At 69.2% G+C, this 22,758-nt stretch carries 25 protein-coding genes; 17 read left to right on the top strand and 8 right to left on the bottom strand.

Annotated elements, in window-relative coordinates:
* The first annotated feature begins 218 nt into the window (after positions 1-218).
* The gene (locus ACI2JZ_RS05565) at positions 219-2,156 is read left to right on the top strand and encodes a BCCT family transporter (protein ID WP_404596796.1); all 1,938 of its coding nucleotides are present in this window, start codon (positions 219-221) and stop codon (positions 2,154-2,156) included.
* A gap of 106 nt (positions 2,157-2,262) precedes the next feature.
* Here the strand turns inward: ACI2JZ_RS05565 and ACI2JZ_RS05560 are convergent, their stop codons facing one another.
* Both ACI2JZ_RS05560 and ACI2JZ_RS05555 read right to left on the bottom strand, forming a co-directional pair.
* The gene (locus tag ACI2JZ_RS05560) at positions 2,263-2,532 is read right to left on the bottom strand and encodes a hypothetical protein (RefSeq protein WP_404596795.1); all 270 of its coding nucleotides are present in this window, start codon (positions 2,530-2,532) and stop codon (positions 2,263-2,265) included.
* Between the two features lie 30 nt (positions 2,533-2,562).
* Positions 2,563-4,128 (bottom strand): SDR family oxidoreductase, encoded by a 1,566-nt coding sequence (locus tag ACI2JZ_RS05555; protein WP_404596794.1) that lies wholly within the window; start codon positions 4,126-4,128, stop codon positions 2,563-2,565.
* A 91-nt stretch (positions 4,129-4,219) separates the two neighbouring features.
* Here ACI2JZ_RS05555 and ACI2JZ_RS05550 point away from each other — a divergent pair, with 91 nt between their 5' ends.
* From ACI2JZ_RS05550 to ACI2JZ_RS05540, 3 genes are all read left to right on the top strand, one after another.
* On the top strand, positions 4,220-4,471 hold the full coding sequence (locus tag ACI2JZ_RS05550; RefSeq protein WP_404596793.1) for a hypothetical protein: 252 nt from the start codon (positions 4,220-4,222) through the stop codon (positions 4,469-4,471).
* A gap of 62 nt (positions 4,472-4,533) precedes the next feature.
* Positions 4,534-4,707: a CsbD family protein gene (locus tag ACI2JZ_RS05545; protein WP_247623802.1), complete on the top strand. Its 174-nt coding sequence runs from the start codon at positions 4,534-4,536 to the stop codon at positions 4,705-4,707.
* Between the two features lie 97 nt (positions 4,708-4,804).
* On the top strand, positions 4,805-6,376 hold the full coding sequence (locus ACI2JZ_RS05540) for an MFS transporter (protein ID WP_404596792.1): 1,572 nt from the start codon (positions 4,805-4,807) through the stop codon (positions 6,374-6,376).
* A gap of 14 nt (positions 6,377-6,390) precedes the next feature.
* On the opposite strand, the gene ACI2JZ_RS05535 is transcribed toward ACI2JZ_RS05540, so the two are convergent.
* Both ACI2JZ_RS05535 and ACI2JZ_RS05530 read right to left on the bottom strand, forming a co-directional pair.
* On the bottom strand, positions 6,391-6,957 hold the full coding sequence (locus ACI2JZ_RS05535) for a MarR family winged helix-turn-helix transcriptional regulator (RefSeq protein ID WP_404596791.1): 567 nt from the start codon (positions 6,955-6,957) through the stop codon (positions 6,391-6,393).
* Complete coding sequence (locus ACI2JZ_RS05530) at positions 6,957-7,199, bottom strand: hypothetical protein (RefSeq protein WP_247633205.1); 243 nt, start codon at positions 7,197-7,199, stop codon at positions 6,957-6,959. Before ACI2JZ_RS05530 ends, ACI2JZ_RS05535 begins: the two co-directional genes overlap by 1 nt.
* A 128-nt stretch (positions 7,200-7,327) precedes the next feature.
* Between ACI2JZ_RS05530 and ACI2JZ_RS05525 the strand changes: the two genes are divergently transcribed.
* The 3 genes from ACI2JZ_RS05525 to ACI2JZ_RS05515 all read left to right on the top strand — a co-directional run bounded on the left by ACI2JZ_RS05525 (position 7,328) and on the right by ACI2JZ_RS05515 (position 8,485).
* Positions 7,328-7,768 carry a MarR family transcriptional regulator gene (locus ACI2JZ_RS05525; protein ID WP_336641228.1) on the top strand — a complete coding sequence of 147 codons (441 nt, stop codon included), beginning with the start codon at positions 7,328-7,330 and terminating at the stop codon, positions 7,766-7,768.
* Positions 7,769-7,872: 104 nt separating this feature from the next.
* The gene (locus ACI2JZ_RS05520; RefSeq protein ID WP_247623797.1) at positions 7,873-8,202 is read left to right on the top strand and encodes a hypothetical protein; all 330 of its coding nucleotides are present in this window, start codon (positions 7,873-7,875) and stop codon (positions 8,200-8,202) included.
* 1 nt (position 8,203) lies between these two features.
* Positions 8,204-8,485: a hypothetical protein gene (locus tag ACI2JZ_RS05515; protein ID WP_404596790.1), complete on the top strand. Its 282-nt coding sequence runs from the start codon at positions 8,204-8,206 to the stop codon at positions 8,483-8,485.
* Between the two features lie 109 nt (positions 8,486-8,594).
* On the opposite strand, the gene ACI2JZ_RS05510 is transcribed toward ACI2JZ_RS05515, so the two are convergent.
* The 4 genes from ACI2JZ_RS05510 to ACI2JZ_RS05495 form a co-directional block, all read right to left on the bottom strand.
* Complete coding sequence (locus tag ACI2JZ_RS05510) at positions 8,595-9,347, bottom strand: SDR family NAD(P)-dependent oxidoreductase (RefSeq protein ID WP_247633201.1); 753 nt, start codon at positions 9,345-9,347, stop codon at positions 8,595-8,597.
* A 264-nt stretch (positions 9,348-9,611) separates the two neighbouring features.
* Positions 9,612-9,935 carry a hypothetical protein gene (locus ACI2JZ_RS05505; protein ID WP_247623792.1) on the bottom strand — a complete coding sequence of 108 codons (324 nt, stop codon included), beginning with the start codon at positions 9,933-9,935 and terminating at the stop codon, positions 9,612-9,614.
* Entirely contained in the window at positions 9,932-10,519 is a 588-nt protein-coding gene (locus ACI2JZ_RS05500; protein ID WP_404596789.1) for an Asp23/Gls24 family envelope stress response protein, read from the bottom strand. The genes ACI2JZ_RS05505 and ACI2JZ_RS05500 overlap by 4 nt, the downstream gene beginning before the upstream one ends.
* Positions 10,516-11,088, bottom strand: coding sequence for an RNA polymerase sigma factor (locus tag ACI2JZ_RS05495; protein WP_247623790.1), 573 nt, complete (start codon positions 11,086-11,088; stop codon positions 10,516-10,518). Before ACI2JZ_RS05495 ends, ACI2JZ_RS05500 begins: the two co-directional genes overlap by 4 nt.
* A 139-nt stretch (positions 11,089-11,227) precedes the next feature.
* Here ACI2JZ_RS05495 and ACI2JZ_RS05490 point away from each other — a divergent pair, with 139 nt between their 5' ends.
* The 10 genes from ACI2JZ_RS05490 to ACI2JZ_RS05445 all read left to right on the top strand — a co-directional run bounded on the left by ACI2JZ_RS05490 (position 11,228) and on the right by ACI2JZ_RS05445 (position 22,548).
* On the top strand, positions 11,228-11,758 hold the full coding sequence (locus ACI2JZ_RS05490) for an Asp23/Gls24 family envelope stress response protein (protein WP_247623789.1): 531 nt from the start codon (positions 11,228-11,230) through the stop codon (positions 11,756-11,758).
* Positions 11,755-11,943, top strand: a complete 189-nt coding sequence (locus tag ACI2JZ_RS05485; protein ID WP_247633199.1) for a DUF2273 domain-containing protein — start codon at positions 11,755-11,757, stop codon at positions 11,941-11,943. The genes ACI2JZ_RS05490 and ACI2JZ_RS05485 overlap by 4 nt, the downstream gene beginning before the upstream one ends.
* Positions 11,943-12,338, top strand: a complete 396-nt coding sequence (locus ACI2JZ_RS05480; RefSeq protein WP_247623787.1) for a hypothetical protein — start codon at positions 11,943-11,945, stop codon at positions 12,336-12,338. The genes ACI2JZ_RS05485 and ACI2JZ_RS05480 overlap by 1 nt, the downstream gene beginning before the upstream one ends.
* The gene (locus ACI2JZ_RS05475) at positions 12,335-12,916 is read left to right on the top strand and encodes a DUF6286 domain-containing protein (RefSeq protein ID WP_404596788.1); all 582 of its coding nucleotides are present in this window, start codon (positions 12,335-12,337) and stop codon (positions 12,914-12,916) included. Before ACI2JZ_RS05480 ends, ACI2JZ_RS05475 begins: the two co-directional genes overlap by 4 nt.
* Positions 12,913-13,527, top strand: coding sequence for a hypothetical protein (locus tag ACI2JZ_RS05470; protein WP_404596787.1), 615 nt, complete (start codon positions 12,913-12,915; stop codon positions 13,525-13,527). Before ACI2JZ_RS05475 ends, ACI2JZ_RS05470 begins: the two co-directional genes overlap by 4 nt.
* A 115-nt stretch (positions 13,528-13,642) precedes the next feature.
* Positions 13,643-13,816 (top strand): CsbD family protein, encoded by a 174-nt coding sequence (locus tag ACI2JZ_RS05465; protein WP_247623784.1) that lies wholly within the window; start codon positions 13,643-13,645, stop codon positions 13,814-13,816.
* Between the two features lie 187 nt (positions 13,817-14,003).
* Positions 14,004-15,620 carry a DHA2 family efflux MFS transporter permease subunit gene (locus tag ACI2JZ_RS05460; RefSeq protein WP_404596786.1) on the top strand — a complete coding sequence of 539 codons (1,617 nt, stop codon included), beginning with the start codon at positions 14,004-14,006 and terminating at the stop codon, positions 15,618-15,620.
* An 89-nt stretch (positions 15,621-15,709) separates the two neighbouring features.
* Complete coding sequence (locus ACI2JZ_RS05455; protein ID WP_404596785.1) at positions 15,710-16,294, top strand: 2'-5' RNA ligase family protein; 585 nt, start codon at positions 15,710-15,712, stop codon at positions 16,292-16,294.
* Positions 16,295-16,519: 225 nt separating this feature from the next.
* The gene (locus tag ACI2JZ_RS05450) at positions 16,520-17,824 is read left to right on the top strand and encodes a sugar ABC transporter substrate-binding protein (RefSeq protein ID WP_336641217.1); all 1,305 of its coding nucleotides are present in this window, start codon (positions 16,520-16,522) and stop codon (positions 17,822-17,824) included.
* A gap of 155 nt (positions 17,825-17,979) precedes the next feature.
* Positions 17,980-22,548 carry a discoidin domain-containing protein gene (locus ACI2JZ_RS05445; protein ID WP_404596784.1) on the top strand — a complete coding sequence of 1,523 codons (4,569 nt, stop codon included), beginning with the start codon at positions 17,980-17,982 and terminating at the stop codon, positions 22,546-22,548.
* Positions 22,549-22,758: the final 210 nt, after the last annotated feature.

Raw genomic sequence — 22,758 nt, 5'->3', positions numbered from 1 at the left:
CCGCTTTTGGTCCTGCGCAGCGCGAGTTCTCCTCCCGAGCGAATGGATGCTGCCGCCCTGCGACGCTTCGACAGGCTCAGCGACCCAGGCCGGGGTGGGGCCGACGGAACCAGGCCAGGTCGGGTGGTGTCTCGAAACTGGGTCCCTGAGCTTGTCGAAGGGTCCCGCCCCGCGCAAGCCCCCGTCCCGGTGAACGCGCCGTGGGAGAATGGTTTCTCATGGAGACCCCCGAAGAGAAGCCTCCCCGCACCACCGCCACCAATATCGTCCCCAAGGCCACCGAGACGGGCCGCAAGATCGTCCGCGACATGTCGGCCGTTCCGCCGCGCGGACTGCACCCGGCGCTGATCCCTGGCGTCTCGGTCGAAGAGACCGGGCGCACCTATCGCACCGACCACCTCGTGTTCGGCGTCGCGCTCCTCGCGACCGTCGCGTTCATCGCCTGGGGCGTGTTCGCCGGCGACAACCTGTCGGGCACGGCGAGCAGTGTGCTCGCGTGGGTGGTCGAGTACTTCGGCTTCTTCTTCACGACGATCGCCACCGTGATCCTCGTGTTCATGCTGTTCGTCGGCTTCAGCCGGTACGGGCGCATCCCGCTCGGCCGCGACGACGAAGAGCCCGAGTTCTCGATGTTCTCGTGGATCTCGATGCTGTTCGCCGCCGGCATGGGCATCGGTCTGGTGTTCTGGGGCGCCGCCGAGCCGCTCACGTTCTTCGAGACGCCGCCGCCCGGCACCGTCGAGGCCAACACCCTCGAGGCGATGCACACCGCGCAGGCCCAGGTGCTCTACCACTGGGGTCCGCAGGCCTGGGCGTTCTACGCGCTCGTCGGCGGCGCGATCGCCTACGGTGCATTCCGCCGCGGTCGCACCCCGCTGATCTCCTCGATCTTCGCGCCACTGCTCGGTGAGGGCCGCACGACCGGTCCCCTCGGCCGCACGATCGACATCTTCTCGATCATCGTCACGCTCTTCGGCACGGCCGCCTCGCTCGGACTCGGCGCCCTGCAGATCGGCCACGGCGTCGAGCTCGTCACCGGCATCGGAGAGGTCGGCAACGGCATCCTGATCGCGGTCATCGCCGTGCTCACCGCCTGCTTCATCGCCTCGGCCGTCTCGGGCGTCTCGAAGGGCATCCGCGCGCTCTCCAACACCAACGCCGTGATGGCACTGGTGCTCGCGTTCTTCGTGTTCTTCGTCGGACCGTCGATGCTCATCCTCAACGTCATCCCCTCGGTGGCCGTGCAGTTCCTCGGAGACCTGCCCACCATGATCGCCCGCTCGGCGTCGCAGGGTGCAGAGGTCGAGACGTTCCTCTCGGGCTGGACGATCTTCTACTGGGCCTGGTGGATCTCGTGGTCGCCGTTCGTCGGCATGTTCATCGCGAAGATCTCGCGCGGCCGCACGCTGCGCCAGTTCGTGGCGGTCGTGATCGTCGTGCCCTCGGCCATCTCGCTCATCTGGTTCGCGATCTTCGGCACCACGGCGATCAGCCAGCAGATGGACGGCGCCGGGCTCGTGGTCGATCCGCCCGAAGAGGTGCTGTTCGGCGTGCTCGAGAACCTGCCGTTCCCGCTGATCACGAGCATCCTGCTGATCCTGTTGATCTCGATCTTCTTCATCACCGGCGCCGACTCGGCCTCGCTCGTGATGGGCACGCTGTCGCAGCAGGGTCGTCCGGAGCCCGCGCGCTGGGTCACGGTCACCTGGGGTGCCCTCGTCGGCGCGATCGCCGCGGTCGTGCTCGTGTCGGGTGACGAGGGGAGCGGGCTGCAATCGCTGCAGAACGTCACCATCATCGCCGCGCTGCCGTTCGCGGTGATCATGGCGTTCATGATGGTCGCGTTCATGATCGACCTGCGCCGCGACCCCATGATCCTGCGCGAGCGGTATGCCCGTGCGGCGGTGCGCCACAGCGTCATGGCCGGGCTCGAGGAGTACGGCGACGACTTCGCCCTCGTGCCCGTCGAGTACGACCACTCGGGTGACGACCTCGCCTGGATCGACGAGGAGACCGTCGACGAGACGCTCTCCGAGGTCTACGAGGCGGCGACCGAGGCGATCGACATCATCCCGCAGGGAGACGTCGACGCCGCGGTGGATGCCGCCGTCGACCCCGAGCAGACGGATGCTCCGGAGCGGCCGCGCGCCGACTGATCGGTGTGCGCGGGGGCCCTTCGTCTCGTCGCTTCGCTCCTCGCTCAGGAACCGGTTCCGGTTCCTGAGCGAGCGCAGCGAGACGAAGGGCCGACCCGGCGAAACCTCAGCCGAGGCGGGTCAGGCGCACGACGAGCAGGCCGACCGAGGTGATCAGCACGAAGTAGCTGAGCACGAGTCCGAGGATCGCGGCGAGCAAGAACCGCCCGCGGTCACGCAGGGCGCGGTGCCCGACGAACACCGTCGCTCCGGCGACGACGATCGAGACGAGATAGCCGATGACGCCGCTCGTGAACGTGAGGAACACGATCAGCGCCACGATCCCCGCGGCCAGCGCGATGAGGTGACGGTACGGGTTCGGTTCGGCCTCGGTCATGCCCCCGAGCCTATCCAGACGACGGGCGCGCTACTCCTCCGCACCCTCCGCCGTGGCGGTGATGCGGGCGGCCATGCCGGCGAAGATCGCGCCGTGGAACGGCAGCACGGCGAGCCAGTACAGGCGTCCGCTCAACCCGCGCGGGAAGAACACCGCCCGCTGCTCGTACCGGGCGCCCGTCCCCTCCGGCAGCGCGCGCAGTTCGAGCCAGGCCGAGCCCGGCACCTTCATCTCGGCGCGCAGCCGCAGCAGCCCTCCGCTGGCGGGTGAGGCATCCGTCGTCGTGCCCGGCGCCTCGACGGCCTCGACGCGCCAGAAATCGATCGCGTCGCCGACCCGGGCGTCGGTGCGGCTGCGGCGTCCGCGGCGCAGGCCGACCCCGCCGACGAGACGGTCCATGAGACCGCGCACCGCCCACAGGAACGGCGACGAGTACCAGCCGTTCGACCCGCCGATGCCCAGGATCACGCGCCACAGCTGATCGACGGATGCCGTCGTCTCGAGCGACCGTGCATCCGTGAACACCGTGCGCCCGGCCCAGTCGGGGTCGCTCGGCAGCGGGTCGCTCGGAGCGCCCGAGACCTCGGCATCCTGCCAGCTCGTCTCGATCGTGTCGTTGTTCGACCGGCCGATCGCGAGCGCGACGGCCCGGCGATACGGGGTCAGGCCGCCCGTCGGCCGTGGGATGAGGTCGTCGACGTCGCGGTTCTTCACGACGCACTCGTTCTGCAGCGAGGCGACGAGCGGGCGCGCGATCGAGCGCGGCACCGGCGTCACGAGGTTCACCCAGTGCGAGGCGAGTCCCGGGGTGAGCACGGGGAGGGCGGCGATCGCGCGCTGGGGGAGTCCGGCCTCCACCGCGTAGCCGTTCATCATCTGTCCGTAGCGCAACACGTCGGGGCCGCCGATGTCGACCGCCCGGTTCACGCTCTCGTCGACCCGGGCGGCGCCGAGCAGATAGTGCAGCACGTCTCGGATCGCGATCGGCTGGATGTGATTGCGCACCCACTTCGGGGCGGGCATGTACGGCAGCACCTCGGTGAGGTGTCGGATCATCTCGAACGACGCCGAGCCCGACCCGATCACGACCCCGGCCTGCAGCACGAGCGTCGGCACCCCCGATTCGAGGAACACCTCGCCCACCCGCACGCGCGAACGCAGGTGCGGCGACAGCTTCACGTCGTCGGGATGCAGTCCGCCGAGGTACACGATGCGGCGGGCCCCGGCCGTCGCCGCGGCGTCCGCCACCGTCTGCGCCGCGCGCTCGTCGGCCTCTTCGAAGTCCTTGCCGGCGCCCATCGAGTGGATCAGGTAGTAGACGACATCGACGTCGCGCATGGCCTCGGCCACGGCATCCGCATCGTCGGCCGAGCCCTCGACGATCTCGCAGTCCGGACCCCAGGGGAAGGATGCCGCGCGGGCCGCGTCGCGCGCCAGAACCCGCACGCGGTACCCGGCGTTGAGCAGGCGCGGGGTGAGGCGTCCGCCGATGTACCCGGTCGCCCCGAGGACCAGGGCGACGGGGGCGCTGCCGTCGTCTCGGGGGATCGCGCGCAGGTCGTCTTCGCGTCCGGTGGGCTGGGTGAGCTCGGTCATGTCCCGAGCGTAAGTCGGATCACCGGAGATTTCACTAGGCTGGCGTTTCACTAGTCAAACTAGTAATCTTTCTTCCGAGGAAGGTGATTCGATGTCCCCGGCAGTGGAGAAGACCCGCACGATCGGCACCCGACGCGCCCTCCGCCGGACGCCCGGGATGATCCGCGCAGACGGCGTCGACCTCGCCCCGTTGTCGGCCCGGCAGGCAGTCGGCCGCATGTCCGGCATCACCGCTCCCGTCGAGCGCCGATCCTTCTGGCGCGCCGCCGGGATCGTCGGCGGCGTCTCGCTCGTCGCCGCGGCATCCGCTCCGCTCATGGCCGGACTGCTGCTCTCCGGATGACCCGGCATCCCCGGATGCCCCCAACAGACCATCGCGAACCACCGAGAAGAAAGGAGCCCCCCATGGGACTCGACGACAAGATCAAGAACGCCGCGGAGGACATCGCCGGTAAGGCGAAGGAGGCTGCGGGCAAGGTGACCGGCAACGAGAAGCTCGAGGCCGAGGGCAAGGCCGATCAGGCCAAGGCCGACGTGAAGAAGGCCGGCGAGAACGTCAAGGACGCCTTCAACAACTGAGCGAGCCGCAGGAACTTCGGGGAGACGGTGGGTGTACCGTCTCCCCGAACTCTGTCCCGGGGCATTCGCCTCGCGACGGGAAGAAAGTGAGAACGACATGTCCGATCCCGTGAAGAGCGAATCCCTCTGGCAGCGGCTGCTCCGCCGCTTCCGACCGGCGCCCACCGAACCGCGTCGGCTCACGGTCGACGACGTGACGGTGGTCGACCGGCCCATGCTCCGACGGGCGGTCGCCGGAACCGTGGTCGGCAACCTCATGGAGTGGTACGACATCGGCGTCTACGGCTACCTGGCGGTGATCATCGGACGGGCGTTCCTGCCGGATGCCTCGGCCGGGGCGCAGTCGCTCTTCTCGCTCGGCGTGTTCGCCGTGACCTTCGTCGCGCGCCCGCTCGGCGGCATCGTGCTCGGCCAGCTCGGTGACCGGATGGGGCGCCAGCGGGTGCTCGCCTTCACGCTCATCATGATGGCCGCCGCGACGTTCCTCATCGGCGTGCTGCCCGACTTCTCGGTCATCGGGGTCTGGGCGCCCATCCTGCTGATCGTGCTCAAGCTCGCGCAGGGCTTCTCCACCGGCGGCGAGTACGCCGGCGCGACGACCTTCATCACCGAGTACGCGCCCGACAAGCGTCGCGGGTTCTACGCCTCGCTGCTCGACCTCGGCTCGTACATGGGCTTCGCGATCGGCGCGGCGTTCGTCTCGATCCTCCAGCTCACGCTGTCGGCCGACGTCATGCAGGGCTTCGCCTGGCGCATCCCGTTCCTGGTCGCGCTGCCGCTGGGACTCATCGCCATCTACTTCCGACTCAAGATCGAAGACACCCCCGCTTTCCAGGAAGCGCAGGATGCCGCGGCCCACGCCGCCGACGAAGCGCAGGCCGCGGCCGATGCGCCCAAGGGCGTCATCGCCCTCATCCGCGCGTACTGGCGCGAGCTGCTCACGGCGTTCGTGCTCGTCGCCGCGGCGAACACCGTCGGCTATGCGCTCACCTCGTACATGCCCACGTACCTCACCGGAACCCTCGGCTACGACGAGGTGCACGGCACGCTGCTGACGCTCCCGGTGCTCGTGGCGATGGCCCTCTGCATCCCGCTCACCGGTCGGCTCTCCGACCGCATCGGCCGCAAGAAGGTGCTGTTCATCGGCTCGACCTCGGCGATCGTGCTCGCGGTGCCCGCGTTCCTGTTCATGATGCACGGCGAGATCTGGTCGACCGTGCTGGGCCTCGTGCTGCTCGCGTTCCCGGTGACGTTCTACGTCGCCAATCTCGCTTCGTCGCTGCCGGCGCTCTTTCCCACGTCGTCGCGCTACGGCGGCATGGGCATCTCGTACAACCTGGCGGTGGCGCTGTTCGCCGGTACCGCGCCGGTCGTGATGGAGGCGCTCGTGCAGATGACGGGTTCGTCGCTCGCGCCAGCGTTCTACGTGATCGGCACGTCGATCGCCGGGTTCATCGCGGTGGTCGTGCTCAAGGAGTCGGCGCGCCGACCGCTGCCCGGCGCGATGCCGAGCGTGCAGACCGAGCAGGAAGCCATCGAGCTCGTCGAGGGTCAGGACGACAACCCCGACCTCGACCTCGACGAGCTTTTCCCCGAGCGGGTCGAGCAGGCGGCGGGTGACGCGGGTGACGACGACGGCGCAGAGCCGGCCGAGCCCGAGAAGGTCTGAGGCGGGCGGGCGGGTTACTCGCCCGCCTGCCCCTCTTCCTGCGACTCCTCGTGATCGCGGATCACGTCGCGCAGTTCCTGATCGAGATCGGATGCCTCTTCGATCGCCGAGGTCATCCCGGCGAGGAAGCGGGTGACCACCGCGCGCTCCTTGTCGGACATCTCGTCGACGAGCGACAGCATCCGCCGGTGCATCGCACCGAGGGTGTGGCGCACCTCGTCGTCGCTGCTGACCGTGGGGACGACGATGCCCGCGCGCCGGTCGGTCGGGTGCGCCTCGCGGCGGACGTGCCCGCCCTTCTCGAGGCGGTCGATGAGGGTCGTGGTGGATGCCGTCGAGATGTCGAGCATGCGGGCGATGTCGATCGAGCGCACGATGCGTCCGGCGCGCTGCTCGCGCAGCAGGAAGCGCAGCGCGACGAGATCGGTCTCGTTCATGCGCATGGACGAGCGCGTGCGGGCACGCATCGCGGTCTCGGCCGAGCGGTAGCGGCGCAGCAGGTTGAGCACATCGACCGTGCTGGCGGACTCGGCATCCGGGTACCAGTAGCCCGAGCGCGTGAACTCCTCGGAACTCTCCATCACGCCACCCCTTCGTTCTCGGCGCTCACGCTCTGCGACTCGCGCTCGAGCATCTCGATCGTGCCGTCCTCGACCTCGGCGGGCACGATCTGCAGCACGCCACCGGTGATCGCGTCGTGCTCGGCGGCCGCGACCTGCTCCAGCCGCCACACCGGCACGGCGGGAAAGCGCTCGCGCAGGCGCTCGACCATGTCGGAATACAGGATGTATCCCGCTTCGTCGAGGGTGAATCGCTCAGCCATGGCATCCTTTCCGGCGGGCGGTATTCCATCTTCTCACCCGATGGACGCCCTGATCGCCATTGAAAACCGCTAGGCCACCTCGTTACGTGAGCGTCTTGTAGCATGGATGGGTCAGGGGGTGACACTTGGTGAACGAAACGACGACGATCACATCCGATCTCGTGCACTGCGTCGACGAGTTCCGTCGGGTCGATGCGCAGTTCGCGCGACGCCTCGCTGCGGTGCGCGCTCCGAACGACACCGACCGCGTCGCCATGCGTTTCATCGCGGACGCGCCGGCCGACGCCCCGGTGACGCCGGGTGATCTCGCGGCGCACCTGAGCGTGAGCACGGCGGCCATCACGAGCGTGATCCGCCGTCTGCAGGAGCGCGGTCAGATCGTGGTCGCCCCGCACCCAGCCGATGCCCGGTCGAAGGTGCTGCGCCCCTCTCTGCGCGACATCAACTCGCCCGTCGACGACCTCACCCGCCGCATCGAGGCGATCGCCGAGGAGTTCACCCCGGAGCAGACCGACGTGGTCGCCCGCTTCCTGCGTCGGCTCACCGAGGAGATCGACGACCTTCCGTAGGTTCGCGTCGACCGTTATATCGGTCGATGTTCGTTCTGCTTTGAAAGTAACTAGGTAACCTAGTAATGTAAATCTCACGCAGTCTCGACCACGAGGAGAGCAGCATGGGACACCTGACCTACGGAAACACCAACGCGCCGATCGACGTGGACGACGCCCTGCTCGTTCACCTCCGTGCCGTCACCGTCACGAAGCTCCGGCGCAACGAGTCATTCGCCCTCACCGTTCCGACCTTCGACGGCACGGTCCAGACGCTCTGGATCCACGCCTCCATCCCCCTCCGGTTCTCGTTCGACGGCGACCCCCAGCTGCACCGGCCGCTGCTCGCGAAGATGATGGAGGCCGCGAACTCCGCGAACGGTCTCGACCTCTCGCGCGAAGAGTACGCCTCGTCGCTCGAGCAGGCCCGCGAACTCCAGACTGTGAGCGCCTGACATGCCCCATCGAGATCGCAAGGCGTCGCGCGCGTCACTCGCGAAACCGCGCCGCCGGTTCACTGTTGCTCTGCCTCCCCGTGGCCTCTGGGTCGAAGTCGAGCGAGGATTCCACGTCGGCAACGAGCGCGGGGTGTTCCTCGGCTCGGTGAAGGCCGCCGACCCCGAACCCGGTTACCACGCCTTCGGCCCGACCTCCGAGCACATCGGGTGGTTCGACCAGCTCGAAGCGGCGAAGGTCGCCGTGATCGCGGCCACCGGAGTGGGCTCGCTGGCCCACTGACGGCTGGGCGCCCTTCGTCTCGCTGCGCTCGCTCAGGAACCGGTAGGAAACCCGGTCCCCGAGCGAGGAGCGCAGCGACGAGACGACGGGCCCGCCCCGCGGCATCCGCTTACTGGGCGGTGTAACCGCCGTCGACGAGGTGGTAGCTGCCGGTGACGAAGCTCGCTGCGTCGCTGGCGAGGAAGGCGATGAGGTTCGCGACCTCGTCGGCCTGGCCGAGGCGGCCGATCGGGTGCTTGCTCACGAGGTACGCCTTCGCCTCTTCGCCCATGGTCGCCAGCAGCGGGGTGTCGATGAAGCCGGGGCCGACCGAGTTCACGCGCACGCCCTGCGCCGAGTACTCGAGAGCGGCCGACTTCGTCATGCCGACGACCGCGTGCTTCGCGGCGACGTAGGCGGGGGAGTTGGCGAAGCCGACGCTGCCGAGGATCGACGCGACGTTGACGACCGAACCGCCGCCGTTGGCGAGGATCGCGGGCAGCTGCGCCTTCATGTTGCGGAAGACGGCGTTGAGGTTGATCGAGATGACCTTGTCCCAGGCCTCGTCGGAGTACTCGGCGGTGGGGGCGGATGCTCCGCCGATACCCGCGTTGTTCACGCCGATACGCAGCGGGGCGAGGGAGTTCGCGAGCTCGACCGAGGAGGCGATCCAGGCCGGGTCGGTCGCGTCGCCGACGGATGCCTCGGCGACGCCGCCCGCGGCACGGATCTCTTCGACGACCGCGTTCGCGTGCTCGGCGTTCAGGTCGTTGACGACGACCGCGGCGCCGTTCTTCGCGAGGAGGAGGGCGGTGGCCTTGCCGATTCCGCTGCCTGCTCCCGTGACGATCGCCGAGCGGTCCGAAACGTCGTACTGAGCCATGGGTGGGCTTCTTCCCGGGCGGGCACTGCTTCCGGGAGATCTTCTCGGACGGTCCGTCCTTCTCTCCAGCCTACGCCCGTTCCGAGTGGGTGGATTCGCGTGAATGGACTTTTCGGGTGGTGTTCGGCATCCGTTCGGGAGGAGTTCTCATGGATGGGAGGAGGAATCTCCCGCATCCGTCCTCCCGACGCGGAGATCTCCTCCCGAACGGGTGCGGGGCGGTCCCTTCGTCTCGCTTCGCGCGCTCGGGAACCGAGGAAGCGGTCAGCGGATGCGGGCGATCTGCAGCTGGATGCGCGCGGTGTCGGGGGTGTGTGCGAGGAGCGTGTCGGCGACGCGGCGCGCGGTGGCGACGCTGCTGTCGTCGGTCGAGGTGGCGATGCGCGTCGAGACGACCGAGGTGCCATCGGGTTCGGTCGAGACGAGGATGTCGGCCACCGGGCCGTCGGAATCCTTCGCGGATGCCGCCGCGACGACCTCCGGCAGGCGGGCGAGCAGCGGCCGCGCCGTGAAGATGTTCGTGACGCCGGGAACGGTGCGCACGTGGCGGGCGAGGTCGACGGGTTCGTCGGGCGTGGTGGTGCTCATGACACATCCTTGATGTCGGTGTGGATGTCTTCGACGGAGATGTTGACGGCGACGACGTTCAGGCCGGTGTGCTTCGCGAGGGCGGCGTAGGCGACCTCGCGGAGCTCGTCGGTCAGGTGCTGGATCGACGTGCCGAAGCGCACGGATGCCGTCAGGTTGATCTCGACGGGAGCGCCGAGCGTCTCGGCGTCGCCGACGATCTCGGTGCGGCTGATGAAGACGCCCTCGATCGCGTCTCCGCTGTCACGCAGAAGCGCGCGCACGGCCCCCTCGGTGACCGTGATCTGCACACGCGGATCGGGGTGGCTGATGGGCAGGCTGCGGCCGGCGCGCAGTTCTTCCTGGATGGAGGTGAAGATGCGCTCGAACCAGGACTCGGGAGGCGCGGGCAGCTCGGCGGCATCCGCATCGATGAGGTCGCGCGACAGGCGCCCCACGCGTTCGAGCGCCTCGAGCGCGTTGAGGCAGTCCGGGCAGCTCTCGATGTGCGGGTCGCGCGGCGTGCGGTCGCGGTCGAGGTAGTCCGAGAGCTGATCGATGGTCGTGCCGCAGTCGAGCGCGTCATCGTGATCGTGCGCGGTCATCGCCAGCCTCCCATCTGGATCGTGATGCTCGAACGGGCACGGGAGAGGAGTCCTCTGACCGTGCTGGGTGAGGTTTCCATTTCCTCTGCAATCTCGGTGTAGCTGAGCTCTGCGACCTGGCGCAGCAGCCAGCACCGTCGTTGATCTTCGGGCAGCGTATCGAGAGCTTTCGACAGGGCCGCGAGCTGGGCGTTGCGGATCGCGATCTGCTCGGGTTGGGTGCTCTCGGTATGAGGGGCATCGTAGCCGGTGAGCGTGGCATCCGTGGGGCGTCTGCGGATGAAGGCGAAGGCCTCGCGGCTGGCGATGCGCATGAGCCACGACTTCACGGCATCCGGATCCCGCAGGGAGTCGAGCTGGCGCCACGCCGTGACGAGGGCGTTCTGCACGACGTCGTCGGCCTCGCTCAGAGAGCCGACGATCCGCGACACGTACGCCCGCATGGAACCCGCGTACCGCCGCACGATCTCGCGGAAGGCGGAGGAGTCGCCGTCGACGGATCGATGCACGAGGACGCGATCCGAGACGACCGTCAGATCGCCGCTGCGCGGGCCTGTCGAGCGGGCCATCGGACCTCCACCAGAACTTTCTGAAACTTTTTTGTGACGAATCGCGTGATCCGCGCCTCTTACTTGTGAGCGACGTTATCGCTCCCGATCCGGATCCCCCAGGGGTTGTGGTCGGCCGTCGAAAGAGATAGGACACGTCATGGCAACGCAGGACCAGAAGAACACGTCGACCAGCCCCGCCGAGAAGGAGCTGCCCGACACCACCGGCACCCCGACGCCGGCCGCCGTCGCTCCCCGCGTGGACCGTTCCGCCGGGTTCTCGACCTCTCGCATCCCCGCGGATGTCGACGCCGCCGGTACGACCACGATCGCCGAGGGCGTGGTGGCCAAGGTCGCCGGTATCGCCGCTCGTGAGGTGCCCGGTGTCTACGCACTGGGTGGCGGCGGAGCACGCGCCTTCGGCGCGATCCGCGACGTGATCAACGCGACCGACCTCGCACAGGGCGTCAAGGTCGAGGTCGGAGAGACCCAGGCCGCGGCCGACCTCACCATCGTCGTCGAGTACCCCGCACCCATCCAGACCGTCGCGAACAACGTCCGCGCCGCCGTCGCCGGGGCGATCACCCGTCTCGTCGGCCTCGAGGTCGTCGAGGTCAACGTCGAGGTCAACGACGTGCACGTGCCCGGTGACGACAACACCCACGAGAACGAGGAGTCGCGCGTCTCATGAGCCCCACCACCACCGGCGCCCTGATCGGCGCACTTCTCGCCCTCGCCGCCCTGCTCTTCGGCTTCTGGGGATTCCTCCTCATGGCCGTCTTCGCAGGGATCGGAGCGATCGTCGGACGCATCGCCTCCGGCAAGCTCGACGTCCGCGGTCTCGCCGACGTCATCACGGGGCGGCGAACCTCCTGATGCGCGTCGACCAGAACGTCATCGCCGGTGGCCGCCCCGCGGGGCAGGCCACCGGCGGGGAGTCCGTCCCGGGCCGCGTCGAGGTGAAGGAACGCGTCTATCGCACGGTCGCGGAACAGGCATCCGCATCGGTGATCGGCGTCTCCCGCAGTGACGTGAAGGCCGACGTCGTCGCGCGAGGTGCAGGGTTCGCCCTGCGCATCTCGTCACCGCTTCCCGTGCCCGATCTCGACGACACCGCCGCGATCGCCCAGACCACCCCGGTGCTCGACCGGGCCCGCGAGCTGCAGGAGCACCTGCAGCGGGAGCTGACCGGCCTCTTCGGCCACGAGGTCACGCGCGTCGCCCTCACCATCACCGGCGCCATCATTCCCGAAAGGAGACGAGTGCGATGAGCACCCCCGCACTTCGCCGCGTCATCCGACGCGAGACCCACTCGCCGCGCACCGTCGCGATGTTCGTCGCGGTCGTCCTCCTCATCCTCGCCCTCGCCTACGTCGCCCTCGAGATCGTGTTGAGCCTCGCCGCTCAGCCCGCGCTCCTCGTCGGCCCGGCGGCGGCCGCGGGCTGGCTGGTCGGCCTGCCGACGCAGCCCGCCGGTCTCGTCATCGCCGGCAGCGTCGGGCTCGCGCTCATCGGACTGGTGTTCGTCATCCTGGCGATCACCCCGGGGCGACTGTCGAAGCACACCCTCGATGCGGGTGACCGCGCGGTCGTCGTCGACAACGGCGTGATCGCGAGCGCCCTCGCCCAGCATCTCTCCGAGGAGACCGGGATCGCGCGCGACGCCATCACCGTCGGCGTCGGCCACCGCAGCATCGACGTGACCGTGCGCCCCGGCGCCGGAGTGCCCCTCGAGCAGAGCGAGGTTCTCGCCCTCGCCGAGTCCGAGCTGCATACGTATCGGCTGACCCGCAGCATCCGCACCCGCGTTCGCATCGAGCGCGCGACCGAGAAGGACGCCGACCTGTGAACGCCACCAACCGTGCGCTGAACCGCACCCTGCTGCTCCTCATCGGCCTGATCTTCCTGGCCCTCGGTGCCGTCGGCATCGCCCTCCTGAGCTGGCCGACCGCGGCCGACGTCTGGACGGATGCCGGCAAGAACGCCGAGACCTGGCTCGATCAGGCGGGCGCCGCGACCGCGATCGCCGGCGGGGCCGCCTCGTGGCTCGGTGTCGGAGCCGTCGTCGCGATCGTCGTCGTGATCGCGCTGCTGATCCTCGCCCTCACGAGCGTCTCGGGCCGTCGGTCGAAGACGGCGCTGCGCTCCTCCGGCGCGCAGAACCCGCTCGGACGCGTCACCGTCACGGAGTCGTTCGTGTCGGATGCCGTCAAGAAGTCGCTCGCGGGCCGCGACGAGATCCTCTCGGCGAGCGTGACCGCCAACGACGTGCGCCACGAGCCGGTGCTGCACGTGGCGGTCACCCCGCGACAGAACACGGATCCGCGCGAGCTGGTCGATCACCTCGACCGGCTGCTCACAAACCTCGCCACACTCACCGGCCGCGAGACCGCCGCCTACGTGTCGATCCACACCAGCCTGCGCGCCCGTCTCGCCCACGATCAGAGGCGGTTGTCGTGACGGCATCCGCCCGCTGACCGGACTCACAGACTCGCCGTCGGTCGCGCACCGGCCGACGGGAGGACGGCGGGGGCAGGACCCCGCCGCCAGAACCACCATCACGAAGGGAAACATCATGGGACTCGACGACAAGATCAAGAACGCCGCAGAGGACATCGCCGGTAAGGCGAAGGAGGCTGCGGGCAAGGTGACCGGCAACGAGAAGCTCGAGGCCGAGGGCAAGGCAGATCAGGCCAAGGCCGACGTGAAGAAGGCCGGCGAGAACGTCAAGGACGCGTTCAAGGGCTGACATGATTCCCAGCCGCGCGCTGGGTGAGACCTGCTGGGGACAGTGGGAGGGGGCGGGGCCATTCGACGGCCCCGCCCCTGTTTTCGTGTGCGGCCCTTCGTCTCGCTCGCTCCCTCAGGAACCGGGTTCCGGCGGTGAGCGCACCGAAGACTGTTGCGGATCGAGAATGCTAGCTAAGCTAGAGATCATGGAAAAGCACGAGAGGCTGCGGTGGGTCGGCCTGGTCTTCATCAGCATCGCGGTGTCGCTGATCATCGTCGACTCGACGATCGTGAACGTCGCGATCCCGGCGATCGTCGACGACCTCGGCATCACCTCCACCGAGGTGCAGTGGGTGCAGGAGTCCTACACCCTCGTCTTCGCCGCCCTGCTGCTGGTGTTCGGCAGTCTCGCCGACCGGTTCGGGCGACGGCGGATGCTGCTCATCGGCGTCGTGGTCTTCGCGGGGTCGTCGGTGCTGGCGTCGCTCGCCTCGGACGGCGGTGCGCTGATCCTCGCCCGACTCGCCCAGGGGGTCGGTGGAGCGATGATCCTGCCGACCACGCTGTCGATCATCAACGCCACCTTCCGCGGCCGTGAGCGCGGGATCGCCTTCGCGGTGTGGGGGTCGACCATCGGAGGCATGGCCGCCGTCGGGCCGCTGCTCGGCGGATGGCTGACGACCGCGTTCTCGTGGCGGTGGGCCTTCGGCATCAACATCCCGCTCGGCGTACTGATCATCATCGGCGTCGCACTCACCGTCGCCGAAACGCGCAGCGATCGTGCCGAGCGCATCGACGGGGTGGGGGCCCTGCTCTCGGTCGTCACGATGGGCAGCCTCGTCTTCGGTCTGATCGAGGGGCGCACCTACGGTTGGTGGGGCGTCGAGCAGCGGCCCGAGATCGGCGACTGGACCTGGCCCTTCGACATCTCGCCCATCCCGTTCGCGTTCGCGCTGGCGCTGGTCGGGCTCGTCGCCTTCATCGCCTGGGGCGTGCATCGTGAGCGCGCCGGTCGCTCGACCCTCCTCGCCCTGCGGCTCTTCTCGATCACGTCATTCCGCAACGGCAACATCGCCGCCGCGGTCGTCTCGCTCGGCGAGTTCGGGATCATCCTCGCCCTGCCGCTGTGGCTGCAGTTCGTGCTCGGCTTCGACGCGCTGCAGACGGGTCTTCTGCTGCTCTCGCTCGCCGGCGGTTCGTTCCTCGCGAGCGGCATCGCGGGGGCGACGAGCGGTCGGATCACGCCGGTATGGATCGTTCGCATCGGACTCCTCGCCGAGATCGTCGGTGTCGCCGGCGTCGGCTTCGCGATCGGTCCGGATGCCTCGTGGGTTCCGCTCATCCCTCTCCTGTTCGTCTACGGGGTGGGCGTCGGGCTCGCGACCGCCCAGCTCACCGGCGTCGTGCTGGCCGATGTTCCGGTGGCCGACAGCGGCGCCGCCTCCGGCACGCAGTCGACCTCGCGACAGCTCGGGGCGGCGCTCGGAGTGGCGATCCTCGGAACCGTTCTCTTCACCAGCACGGCCGGCATCCTCGCTGCTTCCCTCGACGACCAGGGAGTGCCGGCGGCGCAGCGCGATCAGGTGGTCTCGTCGGTGGTCGACAGTGCGGGCGCGGCGATCAGCGGACTGGCGGCGAACCCCGAGACGGCGGATGCCGCGGATGCCGCGCGCGAGGCCTTCTCGGACGGCACGCGCTACGCGGCGTGGACCGCCGCGGGCTTCCTCGCCCTCGGTCTCCTCGCGACGGTGTCGCTCGGGGGTGCGGCGGCGCGCCCGTCGGAGCGCGAGGAGAGCGGACGCGAGGCCGAGGACCCCCGATAGGTTCCCGGCCCTCGGTGCGACGTCTCCCGGTGCGACGGCGCGCCGCACCGGGAGTGACCTCGAGTCTCGATGCTGATTAGCGTCGTCGTATGCATCGACCGTTCATGAAGACGCCCGAGCAGCTCGAGTCCCTGGAAGGGCAGCAGTATCTCGTGCTGCGTCCGACGGGGGAGTTGGCGGATCGCTACAGCGCGGAACAGACCGACGCTCTGGCGCTGAGTCGACTCCCGCATCCGCACACCGGCCACGTCACGCTGCGGGGCTTCTACGAGCCGGAGCGCCGTGCAGAGCTGACCGCACTCGTGCGCGCCTGGGCGATCGAGCAGGACCCGATCGAGATCAGCGGCGAGGCCATCGACGCCTTTCCGGAACCCTGGCAGATCCTCATCCTCCGCCTGGCTCGCACCGACTCGCTCCTCTCCGCCTATGCGACTCTGACCGACAGGCTCGATGCGACGGATTTCCGGCGGCTCGGCGAACTGCCGCTCGACGAGTGGACGTTCCACATGTCCGTCGTCTACGGCGCGACGCTGTCGGGCCCGGAGTGGAAGGCGCTCGAGTCTGCGCGAGTCGCGGAGTTCGCACGCCCCGTGCGTGAGACGGCCACCCAGGTCGAGCTGGTCTCGTACTCGAACGGCGTGGAACACACCGAGGTGATCCCGCTCGGGCGCTGAGGACGGGTCCGGGGGTCGGAACCTACCCCTCGGTTTAGTTCTGTTTAGTGCCTGGTCGACATCGGCAATGTCTTTTTCGCGCGATTATTCGCTCCTTCTGTGTGCGCAGAGCACACTCTTGACGCACGCTTACAAAACCGGTTTACTTGGGTCGAGCGATCCTCCGCGATCGCCCACCACAGCAGGTAGCCGACCCGAGGCGACCGAACGAAGGAGTTTCTCGCAATGAAGCGTTATGCAGGTGTTCTCGCCCTCGCCGCCCTCGCGCTGCCCCTCGCGGCATGCGGCTCGTCCGGCGGCGACGCAGCCCCCGACGGCGGGGAGCTGACCTCCGGCCCGATCTCGATCTGGTACTCGACGAACGAGCAGGAGATCGAGTGGGCCGAAGCCGTGGTCGAGGCGTGGAACGCCGACCACCCCGACGAGCAGGTCACCGCCGCGGCCATTCCGTCGGGCAAGTCGTCGGAAGACGCGATCGGTGCCGCCATCACCGCCGGCAACACCCCGTGCCTCGTCTACAACACGGCGCCGGCCGCGGTTCCCGCCTTCCAGAAGCAGGGCGGTCTGGTCAACATCTCGAAGACGTTCGACGACGGCGAGTCCTTCATCACCGAGCGCTCCGGCGATGCGGCCGACGGCTTCCGCTCTCCCGACGGCGACCTGTACCAGGTGCCGTGGAAGGCCAACCCCTTCATGCTCTACTACAACAAGGACGTCTTCGCCGCGGCCGGACTCGATCCCGAGAACCCCGAGCTCGCGACCTACGACGACGTGCTCGCCGCCGCCGCGGCCGTGAAGGAGAGCGGCGCCGCCGACTACTCGCTGTACCCGCCGGCATCCGGCGACTACACGAACTCGCTCTTCGACTTCTACCCGTTCTTCCTCGCGAACTCGGGAGGCACCCAGCTCGTGAGCGACGGCGCCGCCGCCTTCACGAGCGAGGAGGGCCTCGAGACGCTCGAGTTCTGGAAGACCATGTACGGCGAGGGCTACTCCTCGGCCGAGGCCTACAGCGGTGACGCCTGGGCCGGTCCCTTCGCCGACGGAGTGTCGGCCATGGGCATCGCCGGGCCCTGGGGGGCCGGAGCGTTCGACGGCAAGGTCGAGTACGGCGTCGTGCCGCTGCCGACCGCCGCGGGCACGGCCGCCGCAGACACCTACACCTTCGGCGACTCGAAGAACGTCGGCCTCTACACGTCCTGCGAGAACAAGCAGACCGCGTGGGACTTCGTGAAGTTCTCGATGGATGCCGAGAACGACCTGGCCCTCCTCGAGACCACGGGGCAGTTCCCGACCCGCACCGATGTCGATGCGATCGCCGCCGACTACCTCGCGACGAACCCCGTGCTGGCGACCTTCGCCGCCTCGGTGCCCCTCACGGTCGACGTGCCGAACGTCGCGGATGCCACCGAGATGTGGCAGACGTTCCGCGACGCCTGGGGTCAGGCCGTGCAGGCGGGAGAGGGCGACCTCGAAGAGACCTTCTCGACCGCCGCGGACAAGATCGACGCCCTGATCGCCCAGGGCTGATCGATCTCGACCGGCTCCCCAGCCGGTCACCACCCCGGGGTGCGCGTGTCATGGCGCGCACCCCGGGACTCTTCGCTCCGCCGTCGTGCCGGAGCCCCGCCGCCGCACCCGCAACGGTGCCCGGCAACGCAGAAACCCGGCAAAGGAGCCCCGCCATGAAGCGCATCGCCGCGTTCATCGCCTTCACCCTCGCTCTCGTCCTCGGATCGTCCGCGCTCGCGGCTCCGGCATCCGCCGCCCCGGAGGACGACGTCGCGACCGTCATCGATCGCCTCGAGGAGTACTACCTCGGGCAGGGCGACGAGATCATCATCGCCAACGGCATCTACCTCGCCCGCACGTCGGAGGCGCTCGACTACGTCGCGTCGCAGAACGCCGACGGCTCGTGGTCCGACGTGAACTACGCCGATCGCACTAGCTCGGCCAACGGCAGCGTGTGGTCGGCGTACACCGCGCTCTACCGGATGCTCGCGATGACGCAGGCGTACAAGGACCCGAACGCCGAGGGCTTCGGAGACCCCCGCCTCGTCGACGCGGTCGGTCGGGCGCTGCTGCACTGGGATCGCGTGAACCCGGGCAACACCAACTGGTGGGAGACCGAGATCGGCGAGTCGATCGCGATGGGGCGCATCTCGATGTTCCTCGGCTCGGCGCTGAGCCCCGAAGCGTTCGACGTCGCGCTGAAGCACAACACCGGCAAGCTCGACCCGGTCGGCGCGAACGGCGCATGGCGCACCTCGAACTACATCTTCGAGGCGCTGTCGACCCGCGACATCGCGAAGGTCAAGGAGGGGTTCGCGACCATCGTCGCCACGATCGCGGTCGATCACTCCGGCACCGTGCAGGAGGCCGTGCAACCCGACGCCAGCTTCTGGGCGCACGGCGCGCAGCTCTACAGCGAGGGCTACGGCATGGTGCTCTTCACCTACGCCGCACTGTGGTCGGATGTCGCCCGCGGCACCGGTCTCGCCTTCACGCGCGACCAGCTCGACTCGATCGCGTTCTACTTCATCAGCGGAACGCGCTGGCTGATCCGCGGCGAGATCGGCATGCTCTACCTCAACTACCGTCCGCCGAAGACGGTGAACGACATCACCAGCCATGCCTCCGAGTTCATCGAACCGCTGCAGCGGATGGCGCGCACCGACGCCCTGTACGCCACCGCGTACCAGGCAGTGCTCGACGGCGTGCTCGGCAAGACCGAGACGAACGGCGTCACCGGCAACAAGTACTTCTGGCGCTCCGAGTTCTCCTCGCACCTGCGCGACGGATACGGCATCTTCACGCGCCTCAACTCGTCGCGCACCTTCGGCGCCGAGCTGCGCACCTCGTACCGCGACGAACTCGGCAACCCCGTCTACTGGAACGCGATGGGCTCGACGGCGATCCAGGTGAACAACCGCGAGTACCTCGATCTCGGACCCGCCTTCGACTGGTGGCACTACCCCGGGGTGACCGCTCCGAACGTCAAGCGCACCGAGCGCGGCTTCGAGAACCGCGGCCGCAACGGCGACGGCGGAAGCTTCACCGGCGGCACCTCGAACGGCGAGTTCGGAGCGAGCGTGCTCACCCTCGACACCGCGGGGACCGCGGCGCAGAAGAGCTACTTCTCGTTCGACGAGGGCATGGTGGCGCTCGGCGCCGGCATCGCGTCGACCAGCGACGCGGCCGTGCACACGACCATCAACCAGGCAGCCGCGAAGCCGAACGCGAGCGTGGGCGGCCGGCCCGTGGCCGGCGGCGCCGACCACCAGGGCGTCGGGTCGGCCACGTGGGCGTACAACGACGAGGTCGGGTACGTGTTCGCCGCGGGCCAGGACGTGAAGGTCTCGAACAAGACGCAGTCCGGCAGCTGGGAGGGCGAGGAGGCGATCAGCCGCGATGCGTTCTCCCTGTACGTCGACCACGGGGCGAAGCCCGCGGCCGGCACCTACGACTACACAGTCCTGCCCGCCGCCACTCCCGCGGAGGTCGAGGCGTACGCGGCGAAGCCCACGATCCGCACCCTGCGCAACGACACCGCGGTGCAGGCCGTGCGCAGCAGCGACGCGGGAATCACGATGGCCACCTTCTTCGCACCGGGATCCCTCGACCTCGGCGACGGCCGCACCCTGACGGTCGACCAGCCGTCGATCGTGCTGCTCGACGAGCGGGGTGAGACCCCGGTCGTGAGCGTCTCGAACCCCGACCGTGCCGGCCTGTCGGTCGGTGTCACCCTGGCCGGGGGCGGGGCCGAGAAGCACGCGGTGTTCCGACTCGGTTCGGGCGAGAACCTCGGTAAGACGGTGACCGCGCCGCTCGTCGACGGGACCCTCCCGGCGTCTTCGCCGTTCGCCGCCAGCAGCACCGCCGACGGCTCGTCCGTCGACGCCCTGGGCGATCGGGACGCCGCGTCGGTGTGGCGCTCGGCCGCCGGGGGGACGCAGTGGGCCGCGGCCGCGCTGCCCCGTGGATCGTGGGTGACGAAGGTCACGATCGACTGGGCGGATGCTCACGCCACCGACTACGTGGTGCAGACCTCGCCGAACGGCGTCGACTGGACCGACCGCGCGAACATCTCCGGCGGCGACGGCGGCCTCGACGAGGTGCCGATCACCCCCACCGCTGCCGAGCACGTCCGTGTGCTCCTCCTCGGCGGAGAGGGTGCGGGCTACGGCGTCCGGGAGCTCACCGTGGCGTCGAGCGTGAATCTCGCTATCGACAGTGCCACCCGGGCGTCCGGCTACGCCGGATACAACCTCGTGTTCTCCCTCGCGGACGGCGACCCCGACACGCGCTGGCGGGGCAACAACGCCGACAGCGCCTGGGCGCAGATCGACCTCGGATCCTCGAAGCCGGTCTCCACGGTGAGGTTGTCGTGGGAGGCGGCGTTCGCCAAGACCTACAAGATCCAGCTCTCCGACGACGGAAGGTCGTGGCGCGACGCGTACACGACTCCGTCGGGCGGCAGCGACGGGGGGATCGACGTCATCACGCTCGACGGGCAGACCGCGCGCTACGTGCGCATGCAGACGCTCACCCGAGCGCTCAACTACGGACCCTCGCTCTGGGAGTTCGAGGTGTTCTCCGACCGCCTGGTCGTCGAGGCCCCGGCCGTGCCCGCCGCCAACGCGAACCTCGCCCTGGGCCGACCGACCACCGTCGACAGCGTGCACCAGAACAACGCCACGATCACCGGGCCCAAGGCCACCGACGGCTCGAAGTCGACCAAATGGTCGTCGGCGCGCGCGGTCGCCGAGCACTGGCTCCAGGTCGATCTCGGGAGTGTGCGCTCGGTCTCGCGCGCCGTGGTGGCATGGGAGGCCGGTACGTCGAACGACTACCGGATCGAGGGTTCGGTCGACGGTGCGACGTGGATGCCGCTGGCCCGCGTCCAGACTGCGCAGCCCACGCTCACCCACACGCACGATTTCGCGCCCGCCGAGGTGCGGTACGTGCGCCTCGCGGGTCTCCCCTCGACGCAGTACGGACTCAACATCTGGGAGTTCGAGCTCTACGGCGGATACACCTTCGAGTGCACGGGACCGGTGACGGCGCCACGAGACTCGACGGCGGTCGTCGCCGCCACCGTGTCGCCGGTGACCCCCGACGACGTCTTCACCGCGATCTCGATGGACGAGTCCGTCGTCACCGTCGCGGGAGACGCGCGGGTGTCGCCCGACGGGCGGGTCGAGGTCGACCTCCAGGCCCGCGAACCCGGACGCACGACGGTCGGCATCCGTCATCAGGGCGGTACCGAGATCGCGTGGTGCGGGGTGACGGTCGACGCCGACACCTCGTGGCTGCAGGCGCAGATCGATGCGGCGAACGCCCTCGACAGCACCGCCTACACCCCCGAGAGCTGGGCGCCGCTGCTCCCGGCGCTCGAGGCGGCGAAGCAGGTGCGCGGCACGCCCGGCGCTCCCCAGGAGGATGCGGATGCCGCGGCCGCTGCTCTCGAGGCGGCGCTCGCCGGCCTCGTGCGGCTCGACGCCGTGTCGAGCGCTCCGCGCGATGTCGTGGCGACGGCCTCACGGGATGTCGTGACCGTGCAGTGGTCGGCTCCCGAGCGTCTCGGCGGATCGCCCGTCACCGCCTACGAGGTCACGGTGGGCGATCACGTGGTGCAGGTGGAGGACGGTGCGCTGACGGCATCCGTCGCCGACCTCGCCCCCGGCGACTACAGCGTCACCGTGCGTGCGCAGAACGCCGGCGGGTGGTCGGAGCCCTCGGCGCCGGTGACCGTCACGGTCGATCCCGACGTCGTGGCGCCCGTGGTGACGGTCGAGGGCTCACCGAAGGTCGGCGGCCGCATCGACGTGACGGGCAGCGGCTTCGAGCCGGGCGTCGAGTACGTCATCCAGCTGCGATCGACTCCCGCCGACCTCGGTGTCGTCATCGCGGACGACGACGGGGCGTTCGCCTTCCGCGGCGTCGTGCCCGAGGGCACCGATCCCGGCGAGCACACGATCGTCGTGATGCAGGCGGATGCCGACATCGCCTCGACTCCGGTGCTGATCCTCGCCACCGACGAGCCGGGGGTCCCCGGTGGACCGGGCACCCCCGGCACCCCCGGCGGCGGCACTCCCGGGGGCGGCACTCCCGGCGGAGGAGCCGACGGACCCGGTGGCCTGCCGGCGACGGGCGGCGACCTGACGTGGTTGCCCTGGACGCTCGCCATCGTGTTGCTGCTGCTCGGATCGGGCGCGGCGGCGATGAAGGTGCGGCGGCAGACACGCGACTGAGGCAGAGCAGACGAAGGGCCGTCTCCCCGCGGGGGACGGCCCTTCGTCTCGTCGCTGCGCTCCTCGCTCAGGAACCGCGGGACACGACGAAGGCCGCCTCCCGGGGAGACGACGAAGGCCGCCGAGGTCTCGAAGCAGACCATCTACCGCTGGTGGCCGTCGAAGGCTGCGATCCTCGGTGAGGCGCTGCTCGAGGGGTCGGTGCCCGGC

The organism is Microbacterium sp. NPDC087868, assembly GCF_044900755.1.
GTDB lineage: Bacteria > Actinomycetota > Actinomycetes > Actinomycetales > Microbacteriaceae > Microbacterium > Microbacterium galbinum.
This window is presented reverse-complemented; position numbering and strand designations above follow the sequence as displayed.